General features: G+C 58.5%; 25 protein-coding genes. 5 read left to right on the forward strand and 20 right to left on the reverse strand.

The window, feature by feature from the left end; translation table 11 throughout:
• Nucleotides 1-63: 63 nt before the first annotated feature.
• The 13 genes from ftsH to ruvC form a co-directional block, all read right to left on the reverse strand.
• Nucleotides 64-1,980, reverse strand: coding sequence for an ATP-dependent zinc metalloprotease FtsH (gene ftsH / locus GOV90_RS05500; protein ID WP_171094198.1), 1,917 nt, complete (start codon nt 1,978-1,980; stop codon nt 64-66).
• Between the two features lie 75 nt (nt 1,981-2,055).
• Nucleotides 2,056-3,315: a tRNA lysidine(34) synthetase TilS gene (gene tilS / locus GOV90_RS05505; RefSeq protein WP_371808828.1), complete on the reverse strand. Its 1,260-nt coding sequence runs from the start codon at nt 3,313-3,315 to the stop codon at nt 2,056-2,058.
• Nucleotides 3,306-4,127 (reverse strand): tol-pal system protein YbgF, encoded by an 822-nt coding sequence (gene ybgF, locus GOV90_RS05510; protein ID WP_171094201.1) that lies wholly within the window; start codon nt 4,125-4,127, stop codon nt 3,306-3,308. The genes tilS and ybgF overlap by 10 nt, the downstream gene beginning before the upstream one ends.
• A gap of 4 nt (nt 4,128-4,131) precedes the next feature.
• The gene (pal, locus tag GOV90_RS05515; RefSeq protein WP_171094203.1) at nt 4,132-4,638 is read right to left on the reverse strand and encodes a peptidoglycan-associated lipoprotein Pal; all 507 of its coding nucleotides are present in this window, start codon (nt 4,636-4,638) and stop codon (nt 4,132-4,134) included.
• 72 nt (nt 4,639-4,710) lie between these two features.
• On the reverse strand, nt 4,711-6,030 hold the full coding sequence (gene tolB, locus GOV90_RS05520; protein WP_171094205.1) for a Tol-Pal system beta propeller repeat protein TolB: 1,320 nt from the start codon (nt 6,028-6,030) through the stop codon (nt 4,711-4,713).
• Nucleotides 6,027-7,130, reverse strand: a complete 1,104-nt coding sequence (locus GOV90_RS05525) for an energy transducer TonB (RefSeq protein WP_171094206.1) — start codon at nt 7,128-7,130, stop codon at nt 6,027-6,029. The genes tolB and GOV90_RS05525 overlap by 4 nt, the downstream gene beginning before the upstream one ends.
• A 9-nt stretch (nt 7,131-7,139) precedes the next feature.
• Nucleotides 7,140-7,616, reverse strand: a complete 477-nt coding sequence (gene tolR / locus GOV90_RS05530; protein WP_152457226.1) for a protein TolR — start codon at nt 7,614-7,616, stop codon at nt 7,140-7,142.
• 2 nt (nt 7,617-7,618) lie between these two features.
• Nucleotides 7,619-8,314, reverse strand: a complete 696-nt coding sequence (gene tolQ, locus GOV90_RS05535) for a protein TolQ (RefSeq protein WP_171094208.1) — start codon at nt 8,312-8,314, stop codon at nt 7,619-7,621.
• A 110-nt stretch (nt 8,315-8,424) separates the two neighbouring features.
• On the reverse strand, nt 8,425-8,808 hold the full coding sequence (gene ybgC, locus GOV90_RS05540) for a tol-pal system-associated acyl-CoA thioesterase (RefSeq protein ID WP_171094210.1): 384 nt from the start codon (nt 8,806-8,808) through the stop codon (nt 8,425-8,427).
• The gene (locus GOV90_RS05545; protein WP_171094212.1) at nt 8,805-9,428 is read right to left on the reverse strand and encodes a hypothetical protein; all 624 of its coding nucleotides are present in this window, start codon (nt 9,426-9,428) and stop codon (nt 8,805-8,807) included. Before GOV90_RS05545 ends, ybgC begins: the two co-directional genes overlap by 4 nt.
• Before the next feature lie 63 nt (nt 9,429-9,491).
• The gene (gene ruvB, locus GOV90_RS05550; RefSeq protein WP_171094214.1) at nt 9,492-10,511 is read right to left on the reverse strand and encodes a Holliday junction branch migration DNA helicase RuvB; all 1,020 of its coding nucleotides are present in this window, start codon (nt 10,509-10,511) and stop codon (nt 9,492-9,494) included.
• Nucleotides 10,512-10,515: 4 nt separating this feature from the next.
• Complete coding sequence (gene ruvA, locus GOV90_RS05555) at nt 10,516-11,193, reverse strand: Holliday junction branch migration protein RuvA (RefSeq protein WP_171094216.1); 678 nt, start codon at nt 11,191-11,193, stop codon at nt 10,516-10,518.
• Nucleotides 11,190-11,687, reverse strand: coding sequence for a crossover junction endodeoxyribonuclease RuvC (gene ruvC / locus GOV90_RS05560; protein WP_171094217.1), 498 nt, complete (start codon nt 11,685-11,687; stop codon nt 11,190-11,192). The genes ruvA and ruvC overlap by 4 nt, the downstream gene beginning before the upstream one ends.
• 334 nt (nt 11,688-12,021) lie before the next feature.
• Here ruvC and GOV90_RS05565 point away from each other — a divergent pair, with 334 nt between their 5' ends.
• Entirely contained in the window at nt 12,022-12,237 is a 216-nt protein-coding gene (locus tag GOV90_RS05565; RefSeq protein ID WP_171094219.1) for a DUF1127 domain-containing protein, read from the forward strand.
• A 103-nt stretch (nt 12,238-12,340) separates the two neighbouring features.
• Here the strand turns inward: GOV90_RS05565 and GOV90_RS05570 are convergent, their stop codons facing one another.
• From GOV90_RS05570 to GOV90_RS05585, 4 genes are all read right to left on the reverse strand, one after another.
• Nucleotides 12,341-12,685, reverse strand: a complete 345-nt coding sequence (locus tag GOV90_RS05570) for a hypothetical protein (protein ID WP_171094221.1) — start codon at nt 12,683-12,685, stop codon at nt 12,341-12,343.
• Nucleotides 12,686-12,786: 101 nt separating this feature from the next.
• Nucleotides 12,787-13,665: a 50S ribosomal protein L11 methyltransferase gene (locus GOV90_RS05575; RefSeq protein ID WP_171094223.1), complete on the reverse strand. Its 879-nt coding sequence runs from the start codon at nt 13,663-13,665 to the stop codon at nt 12,787-12,789.
• A 66-nt stretch (nt 13,666-13,731) separates the two neighbouring features.
• Nucleotides 13,732-14,964 (reverse strand): MFS transporter, encoded by a 1,233-nt coding sequence (locus GOV90_RS05580; protein ID WP_171094225.1) that lies wholly within the window; start codon nt 14,962-14,964, stop codon nt 13,732-13,734.
• A 79-nt stretch (nt 14,965-15,043) separates the two neighbouring features.
• Nucleotides 15,044-17,239, reverse strand: coding sequence for a primosomal protein N' (locus GOV90_RS05585; protein WP_171094227.1), 2,196 nt, complete (start codon nt 17,237-17,239; stop codon nt 15,044-15,046).
• 88 nt (nt 17,240-17,327) lie between these two features.
• Here GOV90_RS05585 and fsa point away from each other — a divergent pair, with 88 nt between their 5' ends.
• The 4 genes from fsa (at nt 17,328) to GOV90_RS05605 (ending at nt 20,568) form a co-directional block, all read left to right on the forward strand.
• Nucleotides 17,328-17,981 (forward strand): fructose-6-phosphate aldolase, encoded by a 654-nt coding sequence (fsa, locus tag GOV90_RS05590; RefSeq protein WP_170520531.1) that lies wholly within the window; start codon nt 17,328-17,330, stop codon nt 17,979-17,981.
• A 197-nt stretch (nt 17,982-18,178) separates the two neighbouring features.
• Nucleotides 18,179-18,886 carry a DUF484 family protein gene (locus GOV90_RS05595; RefSeq protein WP_171094228.1) on the forward strand — a complete coding sequence of 236 codons (708 nt, stop codon included), beginning with the start codon at nt 18,179-18,181 and terminating at the stop codon, nt 18,884-18,886.
• The gene (locus GOV90_RS05600) at nt 18,883-19,803 is read left to right on the forward strand and encodes a tyrosine recombinase XerC (protein WP_171094231.1); all 921 of its coding nucleotides are present in this window, start codon (nt 18,883-18,885) and stop codon (nt 19,801-19,803) included. Before GOV90_RS05595 ends, GOV90_RS05600 begins: the two co-directional genes overlap by 4 nt.
• A 69-nt stretch (nt 19,804-19,872) precedes the next feature.
• The gene (locus GOV90_RS05605; RefSeq protein ID WP_171094233.1) at nt 19,873-20,568 is read left to right on the forward strand and encodes a phosphatidylcholine/phosphatidylserine synthase; all 696 of its coding nucleotides are present in this window, start codon (nt 19,873-19,875) and stop codon (nt 20,566-20,568) included.
• 22 nt (nt 20,569-20,590) lie between these two features.
• Here the strand turns inward: GOV90_RS05605 and GOV90_RS05610 are convergent, their stop codons facing one another.
• The 3 genes from GOV90_RS05610 to ileS all read right to left on the reverse strand — a co-directional run bounded on the left by GOV90_RS05610 (nt 20,591) and on the right by ileS (nt 24,626).
• Complete coding sequence (locus GOV90_RS05610) at nt 20,591-21,058, reverse strand: hypothetical protein (RefSeq protein ID WP_171094234.1); 468 nt, start codon at nt 21,056-21,058, stop codon at nt 20,591-20,593.
• A 76-nt stretch (nt 21,059-21,134) separates the two neighbouring features.
• Nucleotides 21,135-21,590, reverse strand: coding sequence for a methylated-DNA--[protein]-cysteine S-methyltransferase (locus GOV90_RS05615; protein WP_171094236.1), 456 nt, complete (start codon nt 21,588-21,590; stop codon nt 21,135-21,137).
• Nucleotides 21,591-21,668: 78 nt separating this feature from the next.
• Entirely contained in the window at nt 21,669-24,626 is a 2,958-nt protein-coding gene (gene ileS, locus GOV90_RS05620; protein ID WP_171094238.1) for an isoleucine--tRNA ligase, read from the reverse strand.
• Between the last annotated feature and the right edge of the window lie 135 nt (nt 24,627-24,761).

Raw genomic sequence — 24,761 nt, forward strand, 5'->3', positions numbered from 1 at the left:
ATTGCCCGGCAACGACCTGAAGAAAAGAAAAAAGACCCGGGCCTCGGCCCGGGTCTTTGGCGTTTATGTGGTGGGTTCAGGCTCCATCCCACCCTCAGGTGGCGACTTCTTTGCCTTCGTCTTGGGAATGGCCGTAACGCTGGGTGCATTGCCTTCGTCCGGCTTGTCGCCTTCGTCATCGCCTTCGGTCGGCGATTCACCATTCATGACGCGCTTGATCTCGTCGCCGGTCAGGGTTTCGTATTCCAGCAGACCTTGGGCCAAACGCTCCCATTCTTCGTTCTTGTCCGTCAGGATCTTGTGAGCACGCTCATAGCCTTGCTGGATCAGGCGCTTCACCTCTTCCTCAATCAGTTCTTTGGTATGGGCGGACACCGAGAAACCTGCTGTATTGCCCTGATACCCTTCGTGGGCTTCGGCATAATCGATGTTGCCCACCTTGTCCGACATGCCCCAGCGCATCACCATGGCACGTGCCAACTGGCTGGCCTGCATGATGTCACCGGCGGGGCCGTTCGAGACGTGGTCTTCACCGTATTTGATCACCTCAGCCGCTTTACCAGCCATGGTCATGGCCAGCTTCTGCTCGCACTCATCGCGGTGATAGTTCAGGCGGTCCATTTCCGGCAGAGAGACAACCATACCCAGCGCACCGCCGCGCGGGATGATCGTCGCCTTATAGACCGGATCGCACAGCGGCAGTTCCAGACCGACAACAGCATGACCGGCCTCGTGATAGGCGGTCTTTTCCTTCTGGTCCTGGGTCAGCACCATCGAGCGGCGCTCGGCCCCCATCATCACCTTGTCTTTGGCGTTCTCAAAGTCTTCCATGGTGACAAAGCGACGACCCACACGAGCGGCCATAAGCGCAGCCTCGTTCACAAGGTTCGCCAGATCGGCACCCGAAAAGCCCGGCGTGCCTCGCGCAATGATGCGCAGATCAACATCGGGGCCCAGAGGTGTTTTGCGCGCGTGCACGCCCAAGATTTTCTCGCGCCCTTTGATGTCGGGGTTCCCGACGGTCACGTTGCGGTCAAACCGGCCCGGACGCAGAAGCGCGGGGTCCAGAACATCTTTTCGGTTGGTCGCCGCCAGGATGATCACACCTTCATTGGCCTCAAACCCGTCCATTTCAACCAGCAACTGGTTGAGGGTCTGTTCGCGTTCGTCGTTACCGCCGCCGTAACCGGCACCACGGTGGCGGCCCACAGCGTCGATCTCGTCGATGAACACAATACAAGGCGCGTTCTTCTTTGCCTGTTCGAACATGTCGCGCACGCGGGATGCACCAACACCCACGAACATCTCAACAAAGTCCGAACCGGAAATGGTGAAGAACGGAACACCCGCCTCACCTGCAATCGCGCGGGCCAGAAGTGTTTTACCTGTACCCGGAGGGCCAACCAGCAACGCGCCTTTTGGAATCTTGCCGCCGAGGCGGCTGAACTTCTGCGGGTTGCGCAGGAATTCAACGATCTCTTCCAGTTCTTCCTTGGCTTCGTCGATGCCAGCCACGTCATCAAATGTCACACGGCCATGCTTTTCGGTCAGCATCTTGGCCTTGGACTTGCCAAAGCCCATCGCACCGCCTTTGCCGCCGCCCTGCATCCGGTTCATGAAGTAAACCCAAACGCCGATCAGCAGTAGGAAGGGCAGCAGCGTGATCAGGAACGACTGGAACCCAGACTGCTGTTGTTTGACCGCTTGAACCGGAATGTTCTCATCGATCAGCAGCTTTGTTACCTCGGCGTCGCCGGGCTTGATGGTGACATAGGTAGCGCCGCTTTCGGTGGTATAGCGAATCTGCTCGCCATCCAGCGTCACGTTTTTGACTTCACCGCTTTGGACGGCACCGACAAAGTCGGAATATGTTCTCTCATTGCTCTGAAGCGTTCCGCCCGGTCCACTGAACAGATTGAACAGTGCCAGAATAAGCAGGAACAGAACGACCCAAAACGCGATATTGCGAGCGTTGCCCAAGGAAAATCTCCCAAAAGTTTCGGCAGGTGAGGAACTGCCAAGTTGTCTCTTAAAATAGAGAGGATTGTTCTATGTTCAATGCGATAAAAAAGATGCGTCAAACGCGGGCCAATCCGAGACCGGATCAGCCTGCCATCCATTGGCAAATCCCGCAAGTGGTGCTGCAAGCACCGTTTCACCCGCCCAAACGGCAGGCGTTGCGGTCAAAGCAAGCCTGGGACGCCCTGTGGCGCGCCAATCCGGAACCTGCTGCAACCCTTTTTCGCCCAACGCCCGGATTTCCACGCCTGGGATTTCCGGCCCGGTCAGCACCCATTTTCCATCCCAGACAGCGCCAGATGCGGCAATTTGGCCCTCTACGGCCTTAAATTCCCTGCAAATCCAAACACTCGCGCCTTTCGGCACCAGCAGACACCCGGCAATTGACACGGCTTGACCGTGAATTACCGCATCCATAGCCTGCTCCAAAGCCGACTGGCGCGGGGGATAGCCCTGCCCCGCAATCCATTGAAGTGATCCCAGCAACGCGCGTCTCTGGATTTCCCGCGGCAACGCGGCAAAGCCAGCCTGGTCCACCCTCACATCGCTGTGGTCAACCTGTGCCACATTCCGCGCGGATTCCTGCGCAAACACGGCCAACGCCCTATGCGCCTGAGCCAAATTTTCCGCCACACGAGATAAAGACAGCGTATCGATTCCCAAGGGCGAAAGGCTTTGCAAGGCATCGCGGGCCTTGATCCGGTCAAATCGCATGTCCTGATTCGAAGGATCCTCGACCCAACTCGCTCCGATTTCAGTTAGGTAGGCGCGCAGCCTGTCGCGGGTGACCCCCAGCATCGGTCGCAACAACGTCACTCCGTCCCGTTGCCGCACGGGCGACATACCTGACAGACCCGTCACGCCAGAGGATCGACCCAACCGCATCAGCAGTGTTTCGGCCTGATCGTCTGCTGTGTGTCCCAAGGCAATTGCATCGATTTCACGGGCCTTCGCCCAGTTTATCATCAGAGTGTACCGCGCTTGTCGCGCTTGATCCTGAAGATTGCCGGTGCCGTCCCAACCGGACCAACTCAAGATGTCATGCTGCACCCCAAGAGCCGCCGCATCACGGGCCACAGCCTCGGCCTCCTGCGCGGCTTCCGGGCGCAAACCATGATCAACTGTGACGGCGTAAAGAGTGACTGCCTCGGTTTGCGCAACTGTGTGCAACAAATGCATCAAGGCGACGGAATCCCCACCGCCTGAGACTGCGATCCCCAGTTTGCTGGGCAAATTGTCCGGCAACCGATTCCGAAGATTGGAAATCAGGCTGTCTGGCTGAGTGCTCAAGAACACCCCAGCGCGGTCATCTCTTGCGTGGCGTTCGACAAAGCGGGCGCAGAGGGGAAACGCACCCCGACCTCGTTCAGCGTGATACAGGCCTGATCGGTTTGTCCCAATCGGCCCAATGCCGCACCCAGCTCGTACAGGGCCTCGGGGGCAAATGCGCCCTCGGAATCACCGGTAAAGCTGGCCAAAAAGGCACGGGCCGCTTCGCGGGTGTCGCCCAGACCTTCAAGGGCGTGGCCTCGTTTAAGGTTCGCTTCAGGGGCCAGAGGGCTGCCGGGATAGTTTGCCTCGAACTGCGCGAACATGGTGGCAGCGGTCTGGAAATCCCCATCGGTCAAAGCTTGCGACGCCGTATCGAAATCTGCGCGCTCGCCCACGGCAAGCTCGGTTTGGTCTGTTGCAGGTGGCGTTGTAACGTTCGCCGAGCCTGTTTCTGACACCGTGTCACCACCCAAAGTCGATGTTTCCTCAAGCGCGGACAGGTCTCCGCCTTCCAGTTCGACCAACCGGAACTCCAGGTCACCAATGCGGTTTGTGCCGTCAGTGACGATATTCTGCACCCGTTGGTTCAATTGCTCGGTCTGGCGCGTCAGACGCTGCAGCTCTGCTTCAATCGCGTCGACACGCTCAAGCACCGAACTGCCGGACAGGTTGGGCGCAGGCGATCCTGTGGTGGAAAACTCGCGCTTCAGGCGCTGTATCTCGACATGCAGCACAGTCAGCTCCTGACGAATATCCGCCAGGGTCTGCTGATCCTGTGCCTTAGCCACACCCGCCGTCGCCATGACGGCTGCCAAAACCCATCCTGCAATACGCATCGTCTTACCCCAAAGTTGACCCGGTCAGCACCGTCACCGCGCGGCGGTTTTTGGAATAGCAGTCCTCGGTGCTGCAAATCTCGATCGGGCGTTCCTTGCCGTAGCTGACTGTTTTAAGTCGATTACCTGCCACACCGCGTGAAATCAGATACTCGCGCGCAGCGTTAGCCCGGCGCGCACCCAGTGCAAGGTTGTATTCCCGCGTCCCCTGCTCATCCGCGTGCCCTTCGATGGTGGCAACAAAATCAGGGTTGGCCAGCAGCCATTCAGCCTGCCCTTGCAGCACGGTTTGTGCCTGCGGCGTAAGGGTGGACTGATCAACCGCGAAAAGGACACGGTCGCCAACCGTCTGCTGGAAATACGCCGGCGAACGTGGGTCGCTTGGCGAGCCCGGCACGATAGCGCCAGTGCCACCTGCGCCACCGCCCCCCAATGCGGAAGGGTCGTTATTTGAACAGGCGGCAATCACACTCAGTGCGCCCAGCGCCAGAACTTTGCTCAATACGTTCATTTCAAGTGCCTCGTGTTTTGATTATTGCCGCCTGTCTACCACAGGCGCGATTCGTTGTGAACTTTGCTGCGATCAATTCTGTAACGGGCCCCATGACGGGTCGCTGCCGCCATCCGGCGTGCGTACCGGGCGCAGGTTGCGGCCCGATATATCCACTGAATACAGCGAGGCCCTACCGCTGGCCCCCTGCGTTTCGCGGGTAAACATTATGACGCGTCCATTGGGCGACCAGGTGGGGCCTTCGTCCAGGAATGACGCAGTCAGCAACCGCTCTTCCGACCCGTCTGTTCGCATGACGCCAATGTGGAACCGGCCTTTGTTCTGCTTGGTAAAGGCAATCAAATCGCCGCGCGGCGACCAAACCGGGGTGCCATAGCGCCCGGCGCCAAAGCTGATCCGTGTCGCTTCACCCCCGTTTGCGGGCATCACGTAGAGCTGCGGCGTGCCCGACCGGTCGCTTTCAAAAACGATGCGGCTGCCATCCGGTGAATAGCTGGGTGCCGTTTCGATTGCAGGCGTGTTGGTCAGGCGTGTACTTTGACCCGAGGCCAGATCCATCTTCCACAAATCCGTGTTCCCGCCCTGAATCAGCGAATACACGATCGACCGACCATCCGGCGAGAAACGGGGCGAGAAGCTCATGGTGCCGTCCTGGGTCTTGAGTTCCTGCCGTTTCACGCGTCCGACATCCAGAACATAAATGCGTGGGGCGCCGCTTTCATAGCTGGTATACAGCAACCGGTCACCTGTGGGTGAAAAGCGCGGTGCCAGCACGATGGCGGAACTGTCGGTCAGGTACTGCACATTTGCGCCGTCGTAATCCATGATCGCCAACCGTTTGAGGCGTTGATCCTTGGGTCCGCTTTCCGACACAAAAGCCACGCGGCTGTCGAAATACCCTCCTTCGCCCGTGATCCTGCTATAGACCTGATCAGCCACCTTATGCGCCATGCGACGCCAACCATCGGTCGTACCTGCCAGTTGCAGTCCGGTGCCCAGCTCCTGACCCGAGAAAACATCCCAGACACGGAACCGGACCGTCAATCGTTTCCCCGAAACATTGACTGCCCCAGTGACCAGTGCATCAGCGTTGATTGCTTTCCAGTCGGCAAATTGAACCGGCGCTTCAAAACTGCTGACCCGGCTGATGAACGCATCCGATGAAATTTCCCGGAACAGGCCCGTCCCGGTCAGATCCGCTGCCACCACACGCGAAATATCCTGCGCGTATTGTGCCGCCGAGGGGCTATCGGGCACGAAATTGGGAACCGCAAACGGCAAAGGCTCGATAATACCCTGGTCCAATTCCAGTCGCAGGGGGCCATTTTGTGCGTAAACCGGCGCAGACATCAGGGTCAGACCGACAAAGAGGCTGGTCAGAAGTTTCATCATTTGATCCGCATCCTCTCGGGATTGAATGTAATCTCAACATCCTGCCACTGAGCGTATTTGTCAGCAGGCAAGTCATATCCTTTGGCGCCACAGCGCAAAATCGCGCGTCGGGCAGCCTGGTAAGCCTGATTGGCGGCACTGGCAGACCCGCCCGAGCTGTCCAGCATCCGAATACTGCCGCCTAAAACTGTACCATCACGGTTCAGCGAAAACGCAACCACAACCACAGTTTTCAGCGCATCCGTAGACAGTGAACCTACGTTCCAGCATCTGGACACAGCCAGTCGCATTGCATCTTTCTCACCGCTGGTAAGCGGAGGGCCCGAGGGCTCGGTGCCTGCGCCCAGGGCTTCAGCCAAGGCATCGTTTATCGCAGTCTCGTCTGCCTGCACTTCAGGTTCCGGGGTCGCGTCGGGCGTTTCAGCAACTTCCGGTTCCGGCGGCGGGCTGGGCCGGTTGGGGCGTGTGCGTGGGCGAGGTGAACTGAGCAGCGGTTCCTTGGTCTCTTCCGCCTCGGTCACGATCTCTGGCGCGGCCTCTTCCGGGGCGGTCTGATCTTGCTGTTCCTGCTGCACCTCAGCGCCCTCATCCAATGACACCGGTGGCGTTTCAAACTCATCCGGTGTCGCTTCGGGCGGTGGCGGAGCAATCGCCTCGGGCGCAACGCGATCAGCAGGGCGTGGCTGCGCCTCAGGCTCGGGCTGCACGGGCTGTGCAACGGTTTCCACCTCAGGCTCGGCCAACGAAGGTGGCTCTTCCGGCAGCTCGGGCTCTGGCGGGGCCTCAACGATAACGGGCGCAGGTTCAGGGTCAGGTTCAGCAGGAACCACGGGTTCGGGGCGCGGCTGTTCCTCAACCACCGCCTCCGGAGCAGTGGTTTCGGTCTGCTCAGGTTCAGGAGGTTGCTGCAGAGCAGCCGGTACTTCGGAAACGTCAGGCGCGTCGCGCTGCGCAGTCATGGCCGCAAACTGTTCAGCGGTAATCACGGAAACATCCTGCACGGCCATCGGCAACGGCTCGGACCGGAAGGTGCCGCCAAAAAGCGCGACGCCAATCAGGCTGACATGCGCAATCGCCGAAATCTTGGTGCCGGTATCCACCGTGCGACCTCACTCTCCACCTTCATCCAGCGTCGGCCCGCCCGTATCGGTCACAAGGCCAACGTTGGAAAACCCGCCCGCATTCAGCGCGCCCATGACCTGCATCACCTGCGCGTAGGGAATTGCACCATCAGCGCGCAGGAACACACGGTCACTGCTCCGCTCTGCCGCAATCGCGCGCAGCTTGCCAATCAACTCTTCGCGCAAGACATCCGTCGTCTGGATTTGCACGCGCCCATCTGCGGTGAGCGTCACGGTCAATGGTTCCTCGTTGTCACCGGGCAAAGCGCTTGCCGCAGTCTTAGGCAGATCGACAGGAACACCCACGGTCAGCAGCGGTGCCGCGACCATGAATATGATCAGCAACACCAGCATGACGTCCACAAACGGGGTCACATTGATCTCGGCCATGGGCTGAGCGCGCCCGCGACGCCGTCCGCGTCTGCGCCCGTTACCGCCCGAAGATTGCTGAACCGCCGCGCCCATGGTCAGCTGTCCAACTGACGCGACAGAATGGTGGCGAACTCATCGGCAAATGCTTCGTAGCCACCAACGATCCGGTCACTATCCGCGCTGAGCTTGTTGTAGAAAATAACCGCAGGGATGGCGGCCAATAGACCCAGACCCGTCGCCAACAGCGCTTCGGCGATACCGGGGGCGACAACGGCCAGATTGGTGTTCTGCTGCTCAGCGATCTCGATAAAAGCATTCATGATGCCCCAGACGGTACCGAACAGGCCAATAAACGGCGCGGTTGATCCCACCGTGGCCAAAATGGGCAACCCTTTCTGCAAGGTCTCTGCCTCTTTCGCGATGGCAACATCCATCGATCGGTCGATCCGCGCAGTTGCACCGGCGATCAGGCCACCATCATTACGGTGTGACCTTCGCCATTCGATCATACCTGCGGCAAAGATCTTTTCAGAACTGCCGTCCGGTTGCGTTCCGATCTGCTCAAACAGCTCATCCAAAGGGTTGCCCGACCAGAAACTTTCGTCGAACACCTGCGCCTCGCCACGCGCGGCCCGATAGTTGATCAGCTTTTGGATGATAATGCCCCAGGACCAGATCGATGCACCGATCAGCATCAGCATCACCAATTTGACGATAAAGGTCGCGCGGGCATACAGCCCCCACATGGAGAAATCGATCTCCTGCGCCAGCGCCAGCGTTTCAGCTTCCATGAACCTGCTCTTTGTTTTTGCCTGACGGCCGTTTGCTTGGCCTCGTTTTGCCAAACGCTAACGCAGTTGGGGTTGAAAAGCCAACAGAACCACCCTTGGTCCGCAAATTGTTACATCAATGCGCGAATCTCTGCCGGAAGGCGGATCGGTTTGCCATCCTTGTTGATGCACACGGCCGTCACCGAGGCGCGAAAGATTTCGGTTTCCCCCCGCCGAACCAACTGCGCCATGGTCAGGCGCACGCCGGAAATCTCAGTCACTTCGGTTTCAACAATCAACTCGTCATCAAACTTGGCAGGCGAAAGATAATCGGCCTCAACCCGCCGCACGACCCAAACAATGCCTTCCTCGCGCATTGCGTTCTGATCATTGCCGAGATTGCGCACCCAATCTGATCGGGCACGCTCAATGTACCGCAGGTAATTCGCGTGATAGACGACACCGCCCATGTCGGTGTCTTCATAGTAAACGCGAACCGGGTACACGTGTTTCATTGTGGCAGCTCCAGCCGGGCAAACAGCCTGAGTGCATGAGACGCATCCTGCGCCGCCCCGGGCAGGACCGGATCATAGGCGGCCCGGATCAATGCAGCAATGTCAGGGCGCAGGATCGTTGCCTCTCCTGCGACAGCCAGCGGTGATTGCGTGCGAAACGCAGTATCGGACCAAAGCAAGACAGTCTGCACCACCTGGCTAAGGGCAAGCGTTTCCGCCGGAACCTTGGACAATTCCTTGTCCATACGCAGGAACACAAACGCCGCTCGGATTGCGCCATCTACTTCGAACCGGAATATACGATACTGATTGGCATCCGCAGCCACCAGGCGTTCCACCAAAGGCCCAAGGTCCGGGACCAGCCGATCAAGATCAGGCACTTCCAGCAATTCCTGCCAGTCGCGAAAAAAGAAGACCATACAATTGGCACCAAGTTCTGGATCGGTTTCTGCCATCTGATGCCCAGCCAAAGTGACAACGGCCTCAAACGCACCTTTCACCGTGGCCAGCGTCTCGTCTTCAACACCAAACACGATTGGTACAATCGGCCGCCCCCAGCGGGCAAACAGAAACTCACCGCTTTCGCGCGTGAACAGCGCCTCGATCTCTTCCGGTGTCACGCCCCGCCCTTCATCTTTTCAAAAATACTCTCGCCGAAGGCTTAGAATCTCTGCGCCCGGGCTTCAACCAAACAGATCGCTCTGCCGCTTCGGCGCAGCCATACCCAAATGGGTCCACGCCTTTTGCGCCAACATCCGTCCACGCGGGGTGCGTTGAATCAATCCCTGCTGCAACAGAAAGGGTTCGATAACTTCTTCCAGCGAGTCGCGGCTTTCAGACAAGGCCGCCGACATCGTTTCGATCCCAACGGGACCGCCACCATAGTTTTCAGCGATTAGCTTCAGATACCGACGGTCTGCGCCATCAAGCCCCAGGTGATCCACACCCAGCCGCGTCAAGGCTCCGTCCGCCAGTTCGCGCGTGATCCGCCCGTCGCCTTCAACGATGGCAAAGTCCACAACCCGCCGCAGCAACCGCCCCGCAATCCGAGGGGTGCCACGAGACCTGCGCGCAATCTCTCGTGCGCCATCATCATCTGCAGGCGCGCCCAGCTTCCGCGCGTTGCGCGTGACGATCTCATGCAATTCATCGACCGTATAAAATTGCAATCGGGTCGGGATACCGAACCTGTCGCGCAGCGGAGTCGTCAGCAGTCCCATCCGTGTGGTCGCCCCCACCAGCGTGAACGGCTGCAACTCGATCCGTACGGTTCTCGCCGCAGGTCCTTCTCCGATCACCAGATCCAGCTCGAAATCCTCCATCGCGGGATACAGCACCTCTTCCACCGCCGGGTTCAAACGGTGGATTTCATCGATGAACAGCACATCGCGTGCTTCCAGATTGGTCAGGATCGCCGCCAGATCACCCGCTTTGGCCAGAACCGGGCCAGAGGTCATACGAAAGTTGACACCCAATTCACGCGCCATGATCTGCGCCAGAGTCGTCTTCCCCAATCCCGGCGGGCCATGGAACAAGGTATGATCCATCGCCTCGCCCCGTTGCTTGGCAGACTGGATAAAGATGCGCAGGTTGGCACGTGCTTCGGCCTGACCGATGAATTCGTTCAGCCCCTGTGGGCGCAAGGCGCGGTCGTTGTCCTCGGGCAGAGGATCCGGGCGCAGGGTGGGATCAGCATCTACCATTCACTTACCCTTTCGGAGCCAACAATCTGAGCGCCGCTCGGATCAATTCGGCCTCGCCCGCTTCGGGCTGACTTGCCGCTGCTTCAGCCACAGCCGCTGCTGCGTCGGAGGGACCATACCCAAGATTTGCCAAAGCCGACAACGCCCCAGCAGACGCTGCAGCGGCCCCTGATGGCGGTTTTGACGACCGTTTGGGCGCGGGCGCAGGTTCGGCCAGTTCCACTACCTCAAGCGCGGGCCCATCCAGCGCCTCGGCGACCGTGCCGCCCATGGCCATGACACCCGGCGCCTTGTCCTTGAGGTCCAGCACAATCCTCTGCGCCGTTTTCGGCCCTACCCCCTTGGCCGCTTTGACTGCACCCCAATCGCCCAGGGCAATGGCGCGGCTTACACCATCCGGCCCCAAAGCGCTGAGGATGGCCAAAGACACCTTGGCACCGACACCTTGAACCGAGCACAAAAGGCGATGCCATTCCTTTTCGACCAAGGACAGAAACCCATAAAGCTGCATCAGGTCCTCACGTACGACCATGTCGGTATAGATCGAGACGGCCTCGCCCACGCCCGGCAACGCGGCCATGGTCCGGTCGGAGCAATAAACGATATAGCCAACACCCCGAACATCGATCAGAACGTGATCTGCTGCTCGGTAATCCAGCCGCCCTGTCAGTTTGCCAATCATGCCCGCACCTCTTTCACACGCGCCTGCTGTGTCTTTCCGTAATAGGCGTGACAGATGGCAATCGCCAGCGCATCTGCAGCGTCGGCACCTTTCGGCGAACACCCCGGCAACTGTAGCTTGACCATGTGGAGCACTTGTTCTTTTTCGGCGTGACCCACACCCACGATGGTTTTCTTGACCCGATTGGGCGCATATTCGCCAACTGGCAATCCAGCCTGCGCCAATGTCAGCAACGCAACGCCCCGCGCCTGACCCAGTTTGAGCGTCCCTGCCCCATCCTTGTTCACAAATGTCTGTTCAATGGCAGCCTGGTCCGGTTGATGATCGGCGATCACCTCAACAATCTGGTTGTGCAGCGACAGCAGACGCTCACCCAGATCATCCCCATCTGACTTGCATAATCCATTGGCAATATGGCTCAGACGGCTGCCATTTGATTCGATGACGCCCCACCCCAGGGTCCTAAGCCCCGGATCAATGCCCAGAATTCGCATGTTGTGCCTCGGCCTGCTCGGGTTTTGTGATCTTTTTTCAACGCCTAGCACGAAGCGTGAACATTTTCCAAGCGAATTGACCTGAAGTCTGAAAGCGACACCTGTATCTCAGTCGCGACCCCAAAGCAGATTTACGACGTCAAAAAGGTCTGAAAACGGCACCTTTGTTAACGCAAATTTACCAATAAATTAAGGGGGTTTCAGCATTTCAGAGCATTGCAAAAAATGCATAGGACACATGCAAAAACTGTGCTTGTACACACGAATTGGCAGCACTAGATGCCGCTCAGATCGCAAGATTGAAAATTGAACACAAACCAGAAGGAAACAGGATATGGCTGCACTGGACACTACCCGCATCGCCACCACTGGCTCGTTCGGCCTCGTTGGCCGTATCGGCGCATATTTCGTATCGGCCGTGAACGCCGTAATCGAATGGAATGACGCCCGCGTAACCCGCAACGCGCTGATCGTTCTGAGCGACCGCGAGCTGGAAGACATCGGCCTGTGCCGTGGCGACATTGACGCCATCGCCGAAGGCCGTCGGTGATCCCGACCACCACGTACACGCTCCTGGCTTTTTCGTCATGAGGGCAAAAGAAACACCGCGCGCCCGGACGGCACGCGGTGTTTTTTTGATTAGAGCATAGAATTCAGAAGAGAAGCTTGTTCATTTGCTGGGACAGCGCCTGTGACACAGGATCGATCTGCATCACCCAAGCCCCTGCCTGTTCGACTTTGGTGCCTTCGCTCAGGCTGTCGATTCTGTATTGATATCCCGTCGGCCCAAGGTGAGACAAAAGAAACGCTTTGAACACAAAGAACGCAACAAGCGTGAACAGCAGGACCCGCACTGGCACGGCAGAACTGACCCGTTGCGGCCTCATGACCACCAGACCATCCTTGCGCATCGTTGCGCGATAGCCCCGGCTCATCTTCTGATGCTTCTTGTTCAGGCGATTAACGCGCTGATTGAACTCCAGTTGTTTACCCGTCATGGCAGCCTCCAAAAACCGCCCCCCTCGACTTTGATCAGAAAACGGTAATTAGAGATTGCGACAAAAGCGTGGCAAAATTCCACAAAACTCCTGCAAATGGCCTAATTCGCGCCCTGTTTGCTTAAAATTAGGGTCGTCCATTCACCAATCTCGCCTCTGTGGGCAAGATTGAACTCGTTTTGAGAATAAACGGAAACCACATCATCTGCCTGCTCGTTAAGGATTCCCGACAATATTGCATACCCTCCGGGGCGCAGATTCGCGGAGATTTCAGGCGATAAGGCCACCAGCGGACCCTTCAGAATATTGGCAAAGATCAGATCATACGGGGCGTGAGCTTTGAGGTCAGGATGATCGAAGCCAGCGGCCTCGACGCATTTCACCGCACCTGACATACCGTTTGCCTTCAGGTTCGCCTCGGCCACGTCAACGGCGACTTCGTCGATATCGCTGGCGATGATGTCACCATCCCAGACCCGAGCGGCGGCCATGGCCAAAACAGCCGTACCACAGCCAATATCCGCCACTTTCGATGCAGTAAATCCTTCGCCCAACAAGCGATCCAGTGCTTTCAAGCAGCCCAATGTTGTGCCGTGATGCCCGGTGCCAAAGGCCATTGCAGCCTCGATCAGCAACGGAATGCGGCCTTCGGGCAGCTTGTCGGCATCATGGCTGCCGTAGACAAAGAACCGACCTGCTTCGACTGGCGCAAGCTCGCGGCGCACATGTGCGACCCAGTCGGTTTCAGGCAGCTCAGACACGACAAAGGGCTTCGCCTCGAACGCAGCGGCAAGGACAGCCAGCGCGGTTTCGTCCGGGGCTTCGGTGAAATAACCGCCCACTTCCCACAGGCCCGAACCGTCCTCGACCTCGAACACACCAACACCGGTGGGTTCAGGCTCCAAACGCTCCATGGCTTCGCCCAGACCTTCGGCGGCCTTCTTACCTGTCAGCGTAGTCAGCGCGGTGAATGTGGGCATCTGGGCCTCCTGTCTCAGTTGGCACAGCGCCTAGGACGCCGCGCCGAGAAGGTCAAGCCGCCCAGCCTATTCCGCAGGTGCCGGAGCGTATTTGGTCAGGGTTGTCTCATTGCCCGGTTCGGGATGGCGCGGGATCAACAGCGACAACAGAAGTGAAACAATCGCCATAGCTGCCGCCAAACCAAACACTGCGCCCGGCGAAACCACCCACAAAAGCCCCAGCAAAGCAGGCAGGAACACAGCAGCGATGTGGTTGATCGTGAAAGCCACGGCCGCTGTTGGAGCAATGTCCGCAGGGTCCGCGATTTTCTGAAAATAGGTTTTCAGCGCCAGCGCCAGTGCGAATAGGACATGGTCGATCACATACAGGATCGCAGCCAGCAACACACCCCAGCCGAACCAGTAGATACCGCCATAAGCCGCAAACACGATAGCCAGCCCGGCATATTCGAAGATCAGGGTGCGCCGCTCGCCAAACTTTGCCACAGCTTTGCCCAGCAAAGGCGCGGCCATCATGTTGATCATCAGGTTGATCAGGTAAAGGCTGGTCAGTTCATGCACTTTGAAACCGAACTTTTCGACCATCATGAACCCGGCAAACACAATAAAGATCTGCCGCCGTGCGCCGGCCATGAATTGTAGCGCATAGTAGAGCCAGTACCGGCGACGCAGGATCAGCTTTTTGGTCTGCGGTGTTGGGGCATCAAACTGAGGATAGGCGATCAGGCTGAACAGGGCCAACAAGACCGTCACGCCGCCTGCAGCCATGAAAACGAAGTTGTAGGACAGATCAAAGCGCTCCCATGTCAGAACGATCAACCCGTAGACCACTGCGGTCGCTGCCGACCCCATCGCAACCAGCCATCCCAGAATTTGCGGCGCGCGATCCTTGGGCAGCCATTGAAGCTGCAGCGACTGATTTACCGTTTCATAGTAGTGAAACCCGATCGAGCTGAACAGGGTCACAAACAACAACCCACCCAAGCTGGGGAACCAGGCTGTTACAGCGGTTGCCACCCCAAGCATCATCAGCGAAATCATCGCCAGAACCTGCTCGCGGATGAAAATGATGACGGCGATCACGCCAATCGCCAGAAAGCCCGGAATTTCACGTACCGTGTGCAGCAGGCCAATATCGGCCCCATCAAAATTCGCCACCTCAATGACGAAATTGTTCAGCAAAGCACTCCATGCGTTAAACGCGATGGGCATGGTCATGGCCATCACAAACAAGAGCGTGACAGGACGACGCCAGAACGGAAGGCTCTGCGCCTCGTTGAGGGGCATGGGTTTTAGCATATTGGTCCTCTACGCCCATTTCGTCGTCTTGGCGAGAGGGAAGCCGTTGTCGCACAGCCGCCCTGCGCTGATGCAGAGGTCAGTAAAAGCTCTGCGGGTCGATATCGACAGTCAGGCGGATATCCCCTTTCAGACGCAAAGGCGCGATCCAGCGGGCTATCGCGTCCTGAATGGGGGCCCCTTTTGGGGCTTTGACCAGAAGGCGCACACGGTGCCGTCCGCGAATACGCGCAATCGGCGCTGGTGCAGGGCCAAAAACTTGCCCCCCCACATCGCGCACAGGGGCATCATTGCGGGCCATCGCGTTGCCGATGTCGAAGACCGGGCCGACCTCTGGCCCCGACAAAACAATTCCGGCCATGCGCCCATAGGGAGGCACCCCCGCCGCCTGCCGCCCAGCGGCTTCGGCTTTCCAGAATCCTTCCTCATCACCGGACAGGATCGCCCGGATAACGGGGTGTTCCGGTTGGAATGTCTGCAAAAGCGCCTGACCGGGCTTATCTGCCCTGCCAGCACGCCCGGCAACCTGCCGCATCAATTGAAACGTTCGTTCTGCTGCGCGCAGATCGGCACCGTGCAGTGACAGGTCCGCATCAATAACGCCGACCAAGGTTAGTTTGGGGAAGTTATGCCCCTTGGCGACCAACTGAGTGCCGATGATGATGTCCGCATCTCCTGCGGCAATCTCTTCGATCTTGGCTTTCAGCGCACGGGCCGAGCCGAAAAGATCGGAACTCAGCATCGCAATCTTAGCATCCGGAAAGGTCGCCTCGGCCTCTTCTGCCAGCCGCTCGATCCCCGGCCCAACCGGGGCCAGTTTGCCTTCTACGCCGCAGGACGGACAGATTTCGGGCATCGGCTTGGTCTCACCGCATTGGTGGCACATCAGGCGTTTCAGAAACCGATGTTCAACCATGCGCGCGTCGCAATGGTCGCAGGCGATCTGCTCACCGCAAGCCCGGCACAGAGTTACGGGCGCATATCCACGACGGTTTATAAACAGCAGCGATTGTTCACCCTTTTCAACCCGCTGCCGCACCGCCTGTCGCAGGGACGGAGAAATCCATGTTCCGGGCTGCATCTGCTCAGCGCGCATATCAATGGGCTTCATCTCAGGCAGAACCGCCGCGCCGAAGCGCGAGGTCAGGTCGATCCGGTCATACTTTCCTGCTTCAGCGTTTGCCCAGCTTTCCAGCGACGGCGTCGCACTGGCCAGAATCACGCGCGCGCCGCAAATGGCCGAACGTAAAACTGCCATATCCCGCGCGCTGTAGTGCACGCCGTCTTCCTGTTTGTAAGAGGTGTCGTGTTCCTCATCGACCACCACCAGCCCCAAATCGCGGAACGGCAAAAACAATGCAGATCGTGCACCTACAACCAGCTGTGCATCCCCCTGCCCAACCATCCGCCAGACCCGGCGGCGTTCCGTCATTGTCGCGCCCGAGTGCCATTCGGCCGGGCGCGCACCGAACCGCGCCTCAACACGGGTCAGGAATTCAGCGGTCAGCGCAATTTCCGGCAGCAAGACCAAAGCCTGGCGTCCCATCCGCAAGGCTTCGGCGACGGCTTCCAGATACACTTCGGTCTTGCCCGAACCCGTGACACCTTTCAGGAGTGTTGTGCCATAGTCGCCTGTCTGCTGCCCGGCCCGCAATCGCGCCACAGCCGCCGCCTGATCTTCGGTCAGGTCTTTACCCGGCAGGTTCGGATCAAGATGCGGGTACGGCAGATCGCGCGGGCTGTCCTCTTCCCGGACAGCGCCTTGTTTGACCAACCCTTTGACAACAGAGGAGGTTACACCTGCCTGCTCGGCCAGTTCCTTCAATGTAAAGGCGAGGCCACCATAGTCTCGCAAAACCTCCAGCACACGGGATCGCGCATCGGTCATCCTGTCCGGTTCGCCACTGCCAAGGCGATACACTTTGCGCATTGACGGAGGGTCCCCCAGCCCCGGCGCACGGGTTGCCAAACGCAGCATCGCTGGCATCGGTGTCAGCGTGTAGTCGGCGACCTTGCCCAGAAACACCTGCATCTCTTCGCGCATCGGTGCAACCTCAAGTACCCGGATCACGGACCGAGCCTTGCTCAGATCAAACCCGCCCTGCCCAGGGCCCCAGACCACGCCAAGAACCTTACGTGGCCCCAAAGGCACTTCGACAAACGCACCCAGAAAACACCCGCCTTCGGGCGCTTTGTAATCCAACGTCCGGTCCAGCGGCTGCGTTGTCAGCACCGCAATCAGCTCTCCTTGGTTGAAAAATCCGTTAGCGCTCACAGCATATCCTTAGCAGGGGGTTCCAGCATGGCTCACTTTGAGGTAAAGCCATCCGCGACCAAGGCCAACCCATCAAAGGACTGCCCTCATGAAATTCTTCGTAGACACCGCCGAGATCGACGCCATCGCCGAACTGAACGATCTTGGCATGGTGGACGGCGTAACCACCAACCCTTCGCTGATCCTAAAGTCGGGTCGCGACATTCTGGAAGTAACCAAAGAGATCTGTGATCTGGTCGACGGTCCGGTTTCGGCCGAGGTTGTCGCCACCGAAGCTGAGGACATGATCGCAGAAGGCCGCAAGCTGGCCAAGATCGCGCCGAACATCGCCGTCAAAGTGCCGCTGACATGGGCTGGCCTGAAAACCTGCAAAACGCTCAGCGACGAAGGTCAGATGGTCAACGTGACGCTTTGTTTCTCAACCAATCAGGCAATCCTTGCTGCCAAAGCAGGTGCAACATTCATCTCGCCTTTCATTGGTCGCCTCGACGACATCAACCTCGACGGCATGGATCTGATTGCCGACATCCGCCAAGTCTATGACAATTACGGGTTCGAGACTGAAATCCTGGCCGCCTCGATCCGCACCGTGAACCATGTGACCGACAGCGCCCGCATTGGTGCTGATGTCATCACTGCTCCGCCAGCCGTGATCAAAAAGCTCGCTGACCACCCGTTGACCGACAAAGGTCTGGAAACCTTCCTGGCCGATTGGGCCAAGACAGGTCAGAAAATCCTCTGACCTTTTGCAAGACCGCGCGGTGCTTTCAGGCACCGCGCCCGGCCCAACGGCCCTTTGCTTGATCTGTGATCAGGCATGGCGGGCGAGAGCCCCTTCGCCACAGCACTCAAGGAAATCCACCTTTGCGTGCATTTTTCCCAAGGCAAAACCGGTCTGGCATGTTATAAGCCGCTCAACAAAAAAAGACCGGACGGGACATGAGCAGCAACCCCAAACTCGAGGATAACCTCCGCGCGGCGATTCTGGCCGAGCCTGACGTCGTGTTGGATGACAAGGATCTGATGCAGGCGCTGGTCACTGCCAATGAACGCGCACGCGGCGACAATGTGATCGATCTGCGCGGCATCGCCATGCAACGGCTCGAAGCGCGGCTGGACCGGTTGGAAGACACCCATCGGTCTGTGATAGCAGCAGCCTACGAGAATCTGGCGGGCACAAACCAAGTGCATCGCGCAATTCTGCGTCTGTTGGAGCCCGTTGAATTCGAAGATTTCCTGCGCGCGCTTGGCGCGGACGTTGCCGATATTTTGCGTGTTGATCACATCACTTTGGTTCTGGAAACAACCGTGGTTCAGGACGATCCAGCAGTCGATACGTTGGGGGGCGTTCTGACAATTGCCGAACCCGGCTTCATCGACCAGTACCTGACCATTGATCGCGGCGGACCGGCCCGCGACGTCACGCTGCGCGAGGTGCATCATCCCAACCGCCGCATTTTTGGCGCGCTTGCAGATCAATTGCGGTCCGAAGCCTGCCTGAAGCTTGACCTCGGCCCCGGTCGTTTGCCGGGAATGATTGTCATGGGTGCGCGGGATCCGCGGCATTTCACGCCGCAGCTTGGCACCGACCTTTTAAGCTTTTTTGCTGGCGTGTTCGAACGCTCGATGCGCCACTGGCTGTCGTGAGCCTGATCTCACCCGCCTGCCGCGATGCGCTGCAGCATTGGCTGGACAGCTTAGGTGCGCTGGCGGGTAGATCGCAGAACACGCAAACCGCCTATCGCGGGGATGTGACGGATTTTCTGTCCTTTATGACGCTGCACCACGCTGAACGGCAGGGGTTGAAAGCGCTGGAACGGATCACTGTGTCAGATATGCGTGCCTGGATGGCGGACCAACGCAGTGCAGACGTAAGCGCACGATCACTGGCGCGCAAACTCTCAGCCGTCAAAAGCTTTTACCGCTGGCTGGCCGAACGTGAAGGCTTTGAACCCACTGCTGTCTTGTCCACACGCGCACCAAAATTTACCAAGAAACTTCCCCGCCCCCTGGCCGAAGACGCCGCCCGCGCCATGATCGACACGGTCGAGCTGCAATCCACCTCGGATTGGGTCGCCGCGCGGGACGTGGCCGTGGTGACTTTGCTATATGGGTGTGGGCTGCGCATATCCGAGGCGCTGTCATTGACTGGTGCAGACGTACCTTTACCCGCCACCTTGCGCATCGTTGGCAAGGGCGACAAAGAGAGGGTCGTACCGGTTCTTCCTGCTGCCCGTGAAGCCGTCGACCGGTACGTAAAACTCTGCCCGCACCCGAAGGCACAGGGCGCGCCTTTGTTCCGCGGTGTCCGCGGCGGGGCGCTGAATCCACGTGCGATACAGGGCGTCATGGCCAAGGCCCGAATGCAATTGGGCCTGCCTGCAACCGCAACACCCCACGCCATGCGGCACAGCTTCGCAACGCATCTTCTTTCGGCGGGAGGCGACTTGCGTGCGATTCAAGAACTTTTAGGCCACGCGTCGCTTTCAACCACCCAAGCCTATACTGCCGTGGACACGGCGCGGTTGATGGAGGTCTACAACCGTGCGCACCCCAAGGCCTGACACACACATCCATCAAAACCGCACGGCTTTTGGTTTGCATCTCAGGCGTGCATCAGTCATGACGCGTGCATGACACTCAGATTCAAAGCTCTTTCCGTCCATCTCTTCACTGCTACCGGCGCTGTTTTTGCCATGCTCGCCATGCTGGCCGCCGTCGAAGAGAAATGGAGCCTTATGTATCTTTGGCTGGTTGTTTCTTTTGTCGTGGACGGAATCGACGGCCCTCTGGCGCGTCATTACCACGTCAAAAAGAACGCCCCGGAATTTGATGGTGTTCTGCTGGATCTGATCATCGATTACCTGACCTATGTGTTCATACCGGCCTTTGCCCTGTTCAAGTCCGGGCTGATGGACGGCTGGACGGGATGGTTTGCGATCATCGTTATAACTTTTGCCAGCGCGATGTATTTTGCGGACACCCGGATGAAGACCAAGGACAACTCCTTTTCCGGGTTTCCCGGATGCTGGAACATGTTCGTTATCGTGATCTTCGCGCTCGAGCCGAATTTCTGGATTATTCTGCTGCTGGTCACACTGCTGTCACTGGCGATGTTCCTGCCGCTCAAGTTTGTCCATCCCGTACGTACCGAGCGTTGGCGCAGCCTGACCCTGCCTATGGCTCTGGCATGGACGTTCTTTGCCGGTTGGGCGGCCTGGGTCGATTTTCACCCTGAAAGCTGGGCGCATTGGGGGCTGGTGATCACCAGCCTATACCTGACATTTGCAGGCATCGCGCAGCAAATCATACCGCAGCGCCGCGCCTGACGCAGCGCTGCCGACAGTCGAGCTACATGACGTCCTGCACCTCGAACTCGGTGCCGTTGTGAGTAAAAACATCGCCCTCTTGCAGGCCCACCATGGCCAGATAAATCGGGCTTTGTGTTGAAATGCCCATATAGGTCTTTCCATCCACCTCGAACCGGGTGGTCGAGACGCATACGACAAATCTGCGATTGTTGAATTTGATCACTGCGCCGGGTTGAACTGTGTCAGTCAGACCGAAATCGGTGTTTTCAATCACGTCGATCTTAGCGTGGTGTGCATGCACAGGGGCGTCAAACGCAGCCGCCAAGTCAGCGTTTTCGCGTGAGGCGGCAAGGTCATCCTTGTCGTGACCTTCCCGATCATCCAGTTGAGCGTCCTTCAAAAACGCATCGTAATGCGCCTGCGCCGTTGCAAGCTCTTGCGCTTCAAGTGACATCAACCTGTCAATAATGGCCTTCTTTCGGGCGGCGCGATCTTGATCCGTGGTCATGCAATGCGGTCCTTCAAATTCAACAACACATATATGGTGTGCCCGCCGCAGACGGATTGCAACCGAATTTCACAGGTCAGATCAAAAGCCCGGCGGCCCTCTCATGGCGCAACAGGGCCACTTTGGTCTCGACCCCGCCGGCGCCGGAAAAGCCACCAAGACCATTTGCTGAGAGCACCCTGTGGCAGGGAATGATCACCGGAATGGGGTTTGCACCGCAAGCCTGCCCTACGGGTTGCGCGGGCTGCCCAAGCTCTTTGGCGATATCTCCGTAAGTACGCGTTTCGCCCAGAGGAATCGCATACATCAGATCGCAGACCTGTCGCTGAAAGTCAGACCCTGCGACGCGGTAAGGAAGGTCAAACCGGTCCAGTTGCCCGGCGTCATACGCTTTCAATTGCGCGGCGGCTTCACGCAACAGATCTGTCGGCTCTCCCACATCGCGGCCATCCCAGACCAGGCGCGTGAGTGCACCGTCTGTTTCTTCGACACCCAGACATCCAAATTGGGTTTCTACGGCAATCATCGGCATAGGCGCAGCGTTTCAGATCACCAAAGCTGTTGCAAGCAGGGAAAGAAAAACCCCCAGCCGATGGGCTGGGGGTAAGTGTTAACTAAGCGCGTCGTTACAGCGGCTGCATACACCCGGATGCGTGTGGCGGCCCACGTCGGGCAGGATTTTCCAGCACCGCTGACATTTTTCGCCTTCGGCTTTTTCGAAGACAACACCCACGCCTTCAATCTCTGGGACGCGGAACGCCTCGGCCGGGGCCGGATCGCCCGAGACGGTCAAACCCGAGGTGATGCACATGTCATCTACATCGAACGTCGCCAGAAGATCGCGGGTTTCCTCGTCCTCGACATGCACGATCGGCGCAGCCTCAAGGCTGGAACCAATCACTTTGTCCTGACGTTGAACCTCGAGCGCGGCGGTCACGGCGCGGCGGACGCGGCGCACTTTGGCCATGCTGGCTTCCAACTCATCATTGCGCCAGTCGACAGGTGTGTCTGGGAAATCCACCAGATGGACCGAGCTGTCATCGCTCGGGAAGCGTTCCAGCCACACCTCTTCCATGGTGAACACCAGAACCGGAGCCAGCCATGTGGTCAGGCGATGGAACAGAATGTCCAGAACAGTGCGCGACGCACGACGGCGCAGGCTGTCGCCATCGCAGTACAGCGCATCTTTGCGGACGTCGAAGTAGAAAGACGACAGATCAACTGTGGCAAACGTAAAGACGGCGCTGAACACACCCTGAAAGTCGAAGGACGCGTAGCCCTTACGCACCTGCTCATCCAGTTCGGCCAGACGACTGAGGACCCAGCGTTCCAGACGCGGCATATCCTCGGGCTCGACCTGATCCGCTTCGGTGAAGTCGGCCAATGAGCCCAGCATGAACCGCATGGTATTGCGCAGGCGACGATAGCTGTCGGCCGTGCCTTTCAGGATCTCAGGCCCGATCCGCTGGTCGGCGGTATAGTCAGTCTGCGCCACCCACAAACGCAGGATATCGGCACCGTATTGCTTGACGACCTCTTCCGGCACGATGGTGTTGCCCAAAGACTTGGACATCTTGTTGCCTTTGGCGTCCAGCGTGAATCCGTGGGTGACAACATTCCGATAAGGCGCGCGGCCCTTGGTGCCGCAAGCTTGCAACATCGACGAATGGAACCAGCCGCGGTGCTGATCCGTGCCTTCCATGTAGACATCGGCGATGCCGTCCTCGGTGCCATCCTCGCGGTCACGCAGAACGAAGGCGTGGGTCGAACCCGAGTCGAACCATACGTCCAGCACGTCAAACACCTGATCGTAGTCGTCCGGGTTGGCGATGCCGTCGAGGATCTTTTCCTTGAAACCGTCAGTATACCAGACGTCAGCGCCATCCTTCTCGAACGCAGCCTTGATGCGCGCGTTGAGGTCTTCGTTGCGCAGCAGGTAATCCGCGTCGGTGGGCAAGGCCCCCTTCTTGGTAAAGCAGGTCAGCGGCACGCCCCAGGCGCGCTGACGGGACAGAACCCAGTCCGGGCGCGCTTCGATCATGGAATACAGGCGGTTGCGTCCGGTCTGCGGCGTCCATTTGACCAATTCGTCGATGGACCGCAGCGCACGCTCGCGGATGGTGTCGCCCATCTCGCCCATGCCATCGTCCAGCTTGCGGTCAACGGATGCAAACCACTGCGGCGTGTTGCGGTAGATGATCGGAGCCTTCGAGCGCCACGAATGCGGATAGCTGTGCTTGATCTTGCCACGCGCCAACAGCCCGCCGACCTCGACCAGCTTGTCAATGACGGCTTTGTTCGCGTCACCCTCGCCGCCCTTTCGAGACAGGATGTATTTGCCACCAAAGAACGGCAGGTCACCGCGGAAAGAGCCATCGTCCATCACGTTGTAGGTGATGACTTGTTCCAACATACCCAAGTCACGATACAGCTCGAATTCCTCCATCCCGTGCGACGGCGCGCAGTGAACGAAGCCGGTCCCTTCGGAGTCGGTCACGAACTCAGCAGCGCGGAAATCGCGGATGTCGTCCCATTCGCCATTGCCACCCTCGGCGCCGGCCAGCGGGTGGGTCAGTTGAACGCCTTCCAGCTCATCTGCGGTCACGTCACGAACGCGGGTCCACTGGTCGTCGTTCAGTCGCGCGCGGCCCAAAACGTCAGCGGCCAGATTGTCGGCCAGCAGGAACTTGTCGCCTACTGCAGCCCAGCATTCCTCGGGCGCGCCGGTGACTTCGTACAGGCCGTATGAGATGTCTTTGCCGTAAACGACTGCCTTGTTCGATGGCATGGTCCAAGGCGTGGTCGTCCAGATCACGACATAGGCGCCACCTAAGTCATTCACCGCCTTCTTCGTGGCTTCTCCGAGCGTTTTTTCAACGTGAGCATCCTTCACAACCTTGAACTTCACCCAAATGGTGAAGCTTTCCTTGTCGTGATACTCGACCTCGGCCTCGGCCAGAGCGGTTTTTTCGATGGGTGACCACATCACGGGTTTCGAGCCCTGATAAAGCGTGCCGTTCATCAGGAACTTCATGAACTCATCCGCGATCACAGCCTCGGCGTGATAGTCCATGGTGATGTAGGGATCAGGCCAGTTGCCGGTGATGCCCAGGCGCTTGAACTCTTCCCGCTGGATATCGATCCAACCCTCGGCGAACTTGCGGCATTCCTGACGGAAATCGACGATGTTCACCTCGTCCTTGTTCTTGCCCTTCTTGCGGTACTGCTCTTCGATCTTCCATTCGATGGGCAGGCCGTGGCAATCCCAGCCGGGCACGTAACGCGCGTCGAAACCCATCATCTGATGGCTGCGCACGATCATGTCCTTGATGGTCTTATTCAGCGCGTGGCCGATATGCAGGTGACCGTTCGCATAAGGTGGGCCATCGTGCAGGGTAAAGGGTGTGCGGCCTTGTTTCTCGCGCAGGCGGTCATAGACGCCGATGGTTTCCCAGCGCTCCAGCCATGCGGGTTCGCGCTTGGGCAGGCCAGCGCGCATGGGGAAGTCGGTTTTGGGCAGGTTCAGCGTGTCTTTGTAATCAGGTGTCTGGATCGTGTCGGCGCACATTGGGGGCGTCCTTTGGATGATCTGGTCGTACTAGGATCGAAGCGGTCGGTGCGAGTTCTCAAACACCTTTGCCCGGCGTCTCAGAGGGTCAGAGCGCCGGGGATATAATTCGAATAATGATGGCCAAACGGTCAT

Source organism: Ruegeria sp. HKCCA5929, from assembly GCF_013034525.1.
GTDB lineage: Bacteria > Pseudomonadota > Alphaproteobacteria > Rhodobacterales > Rhodobacteraceae > Ruegeria.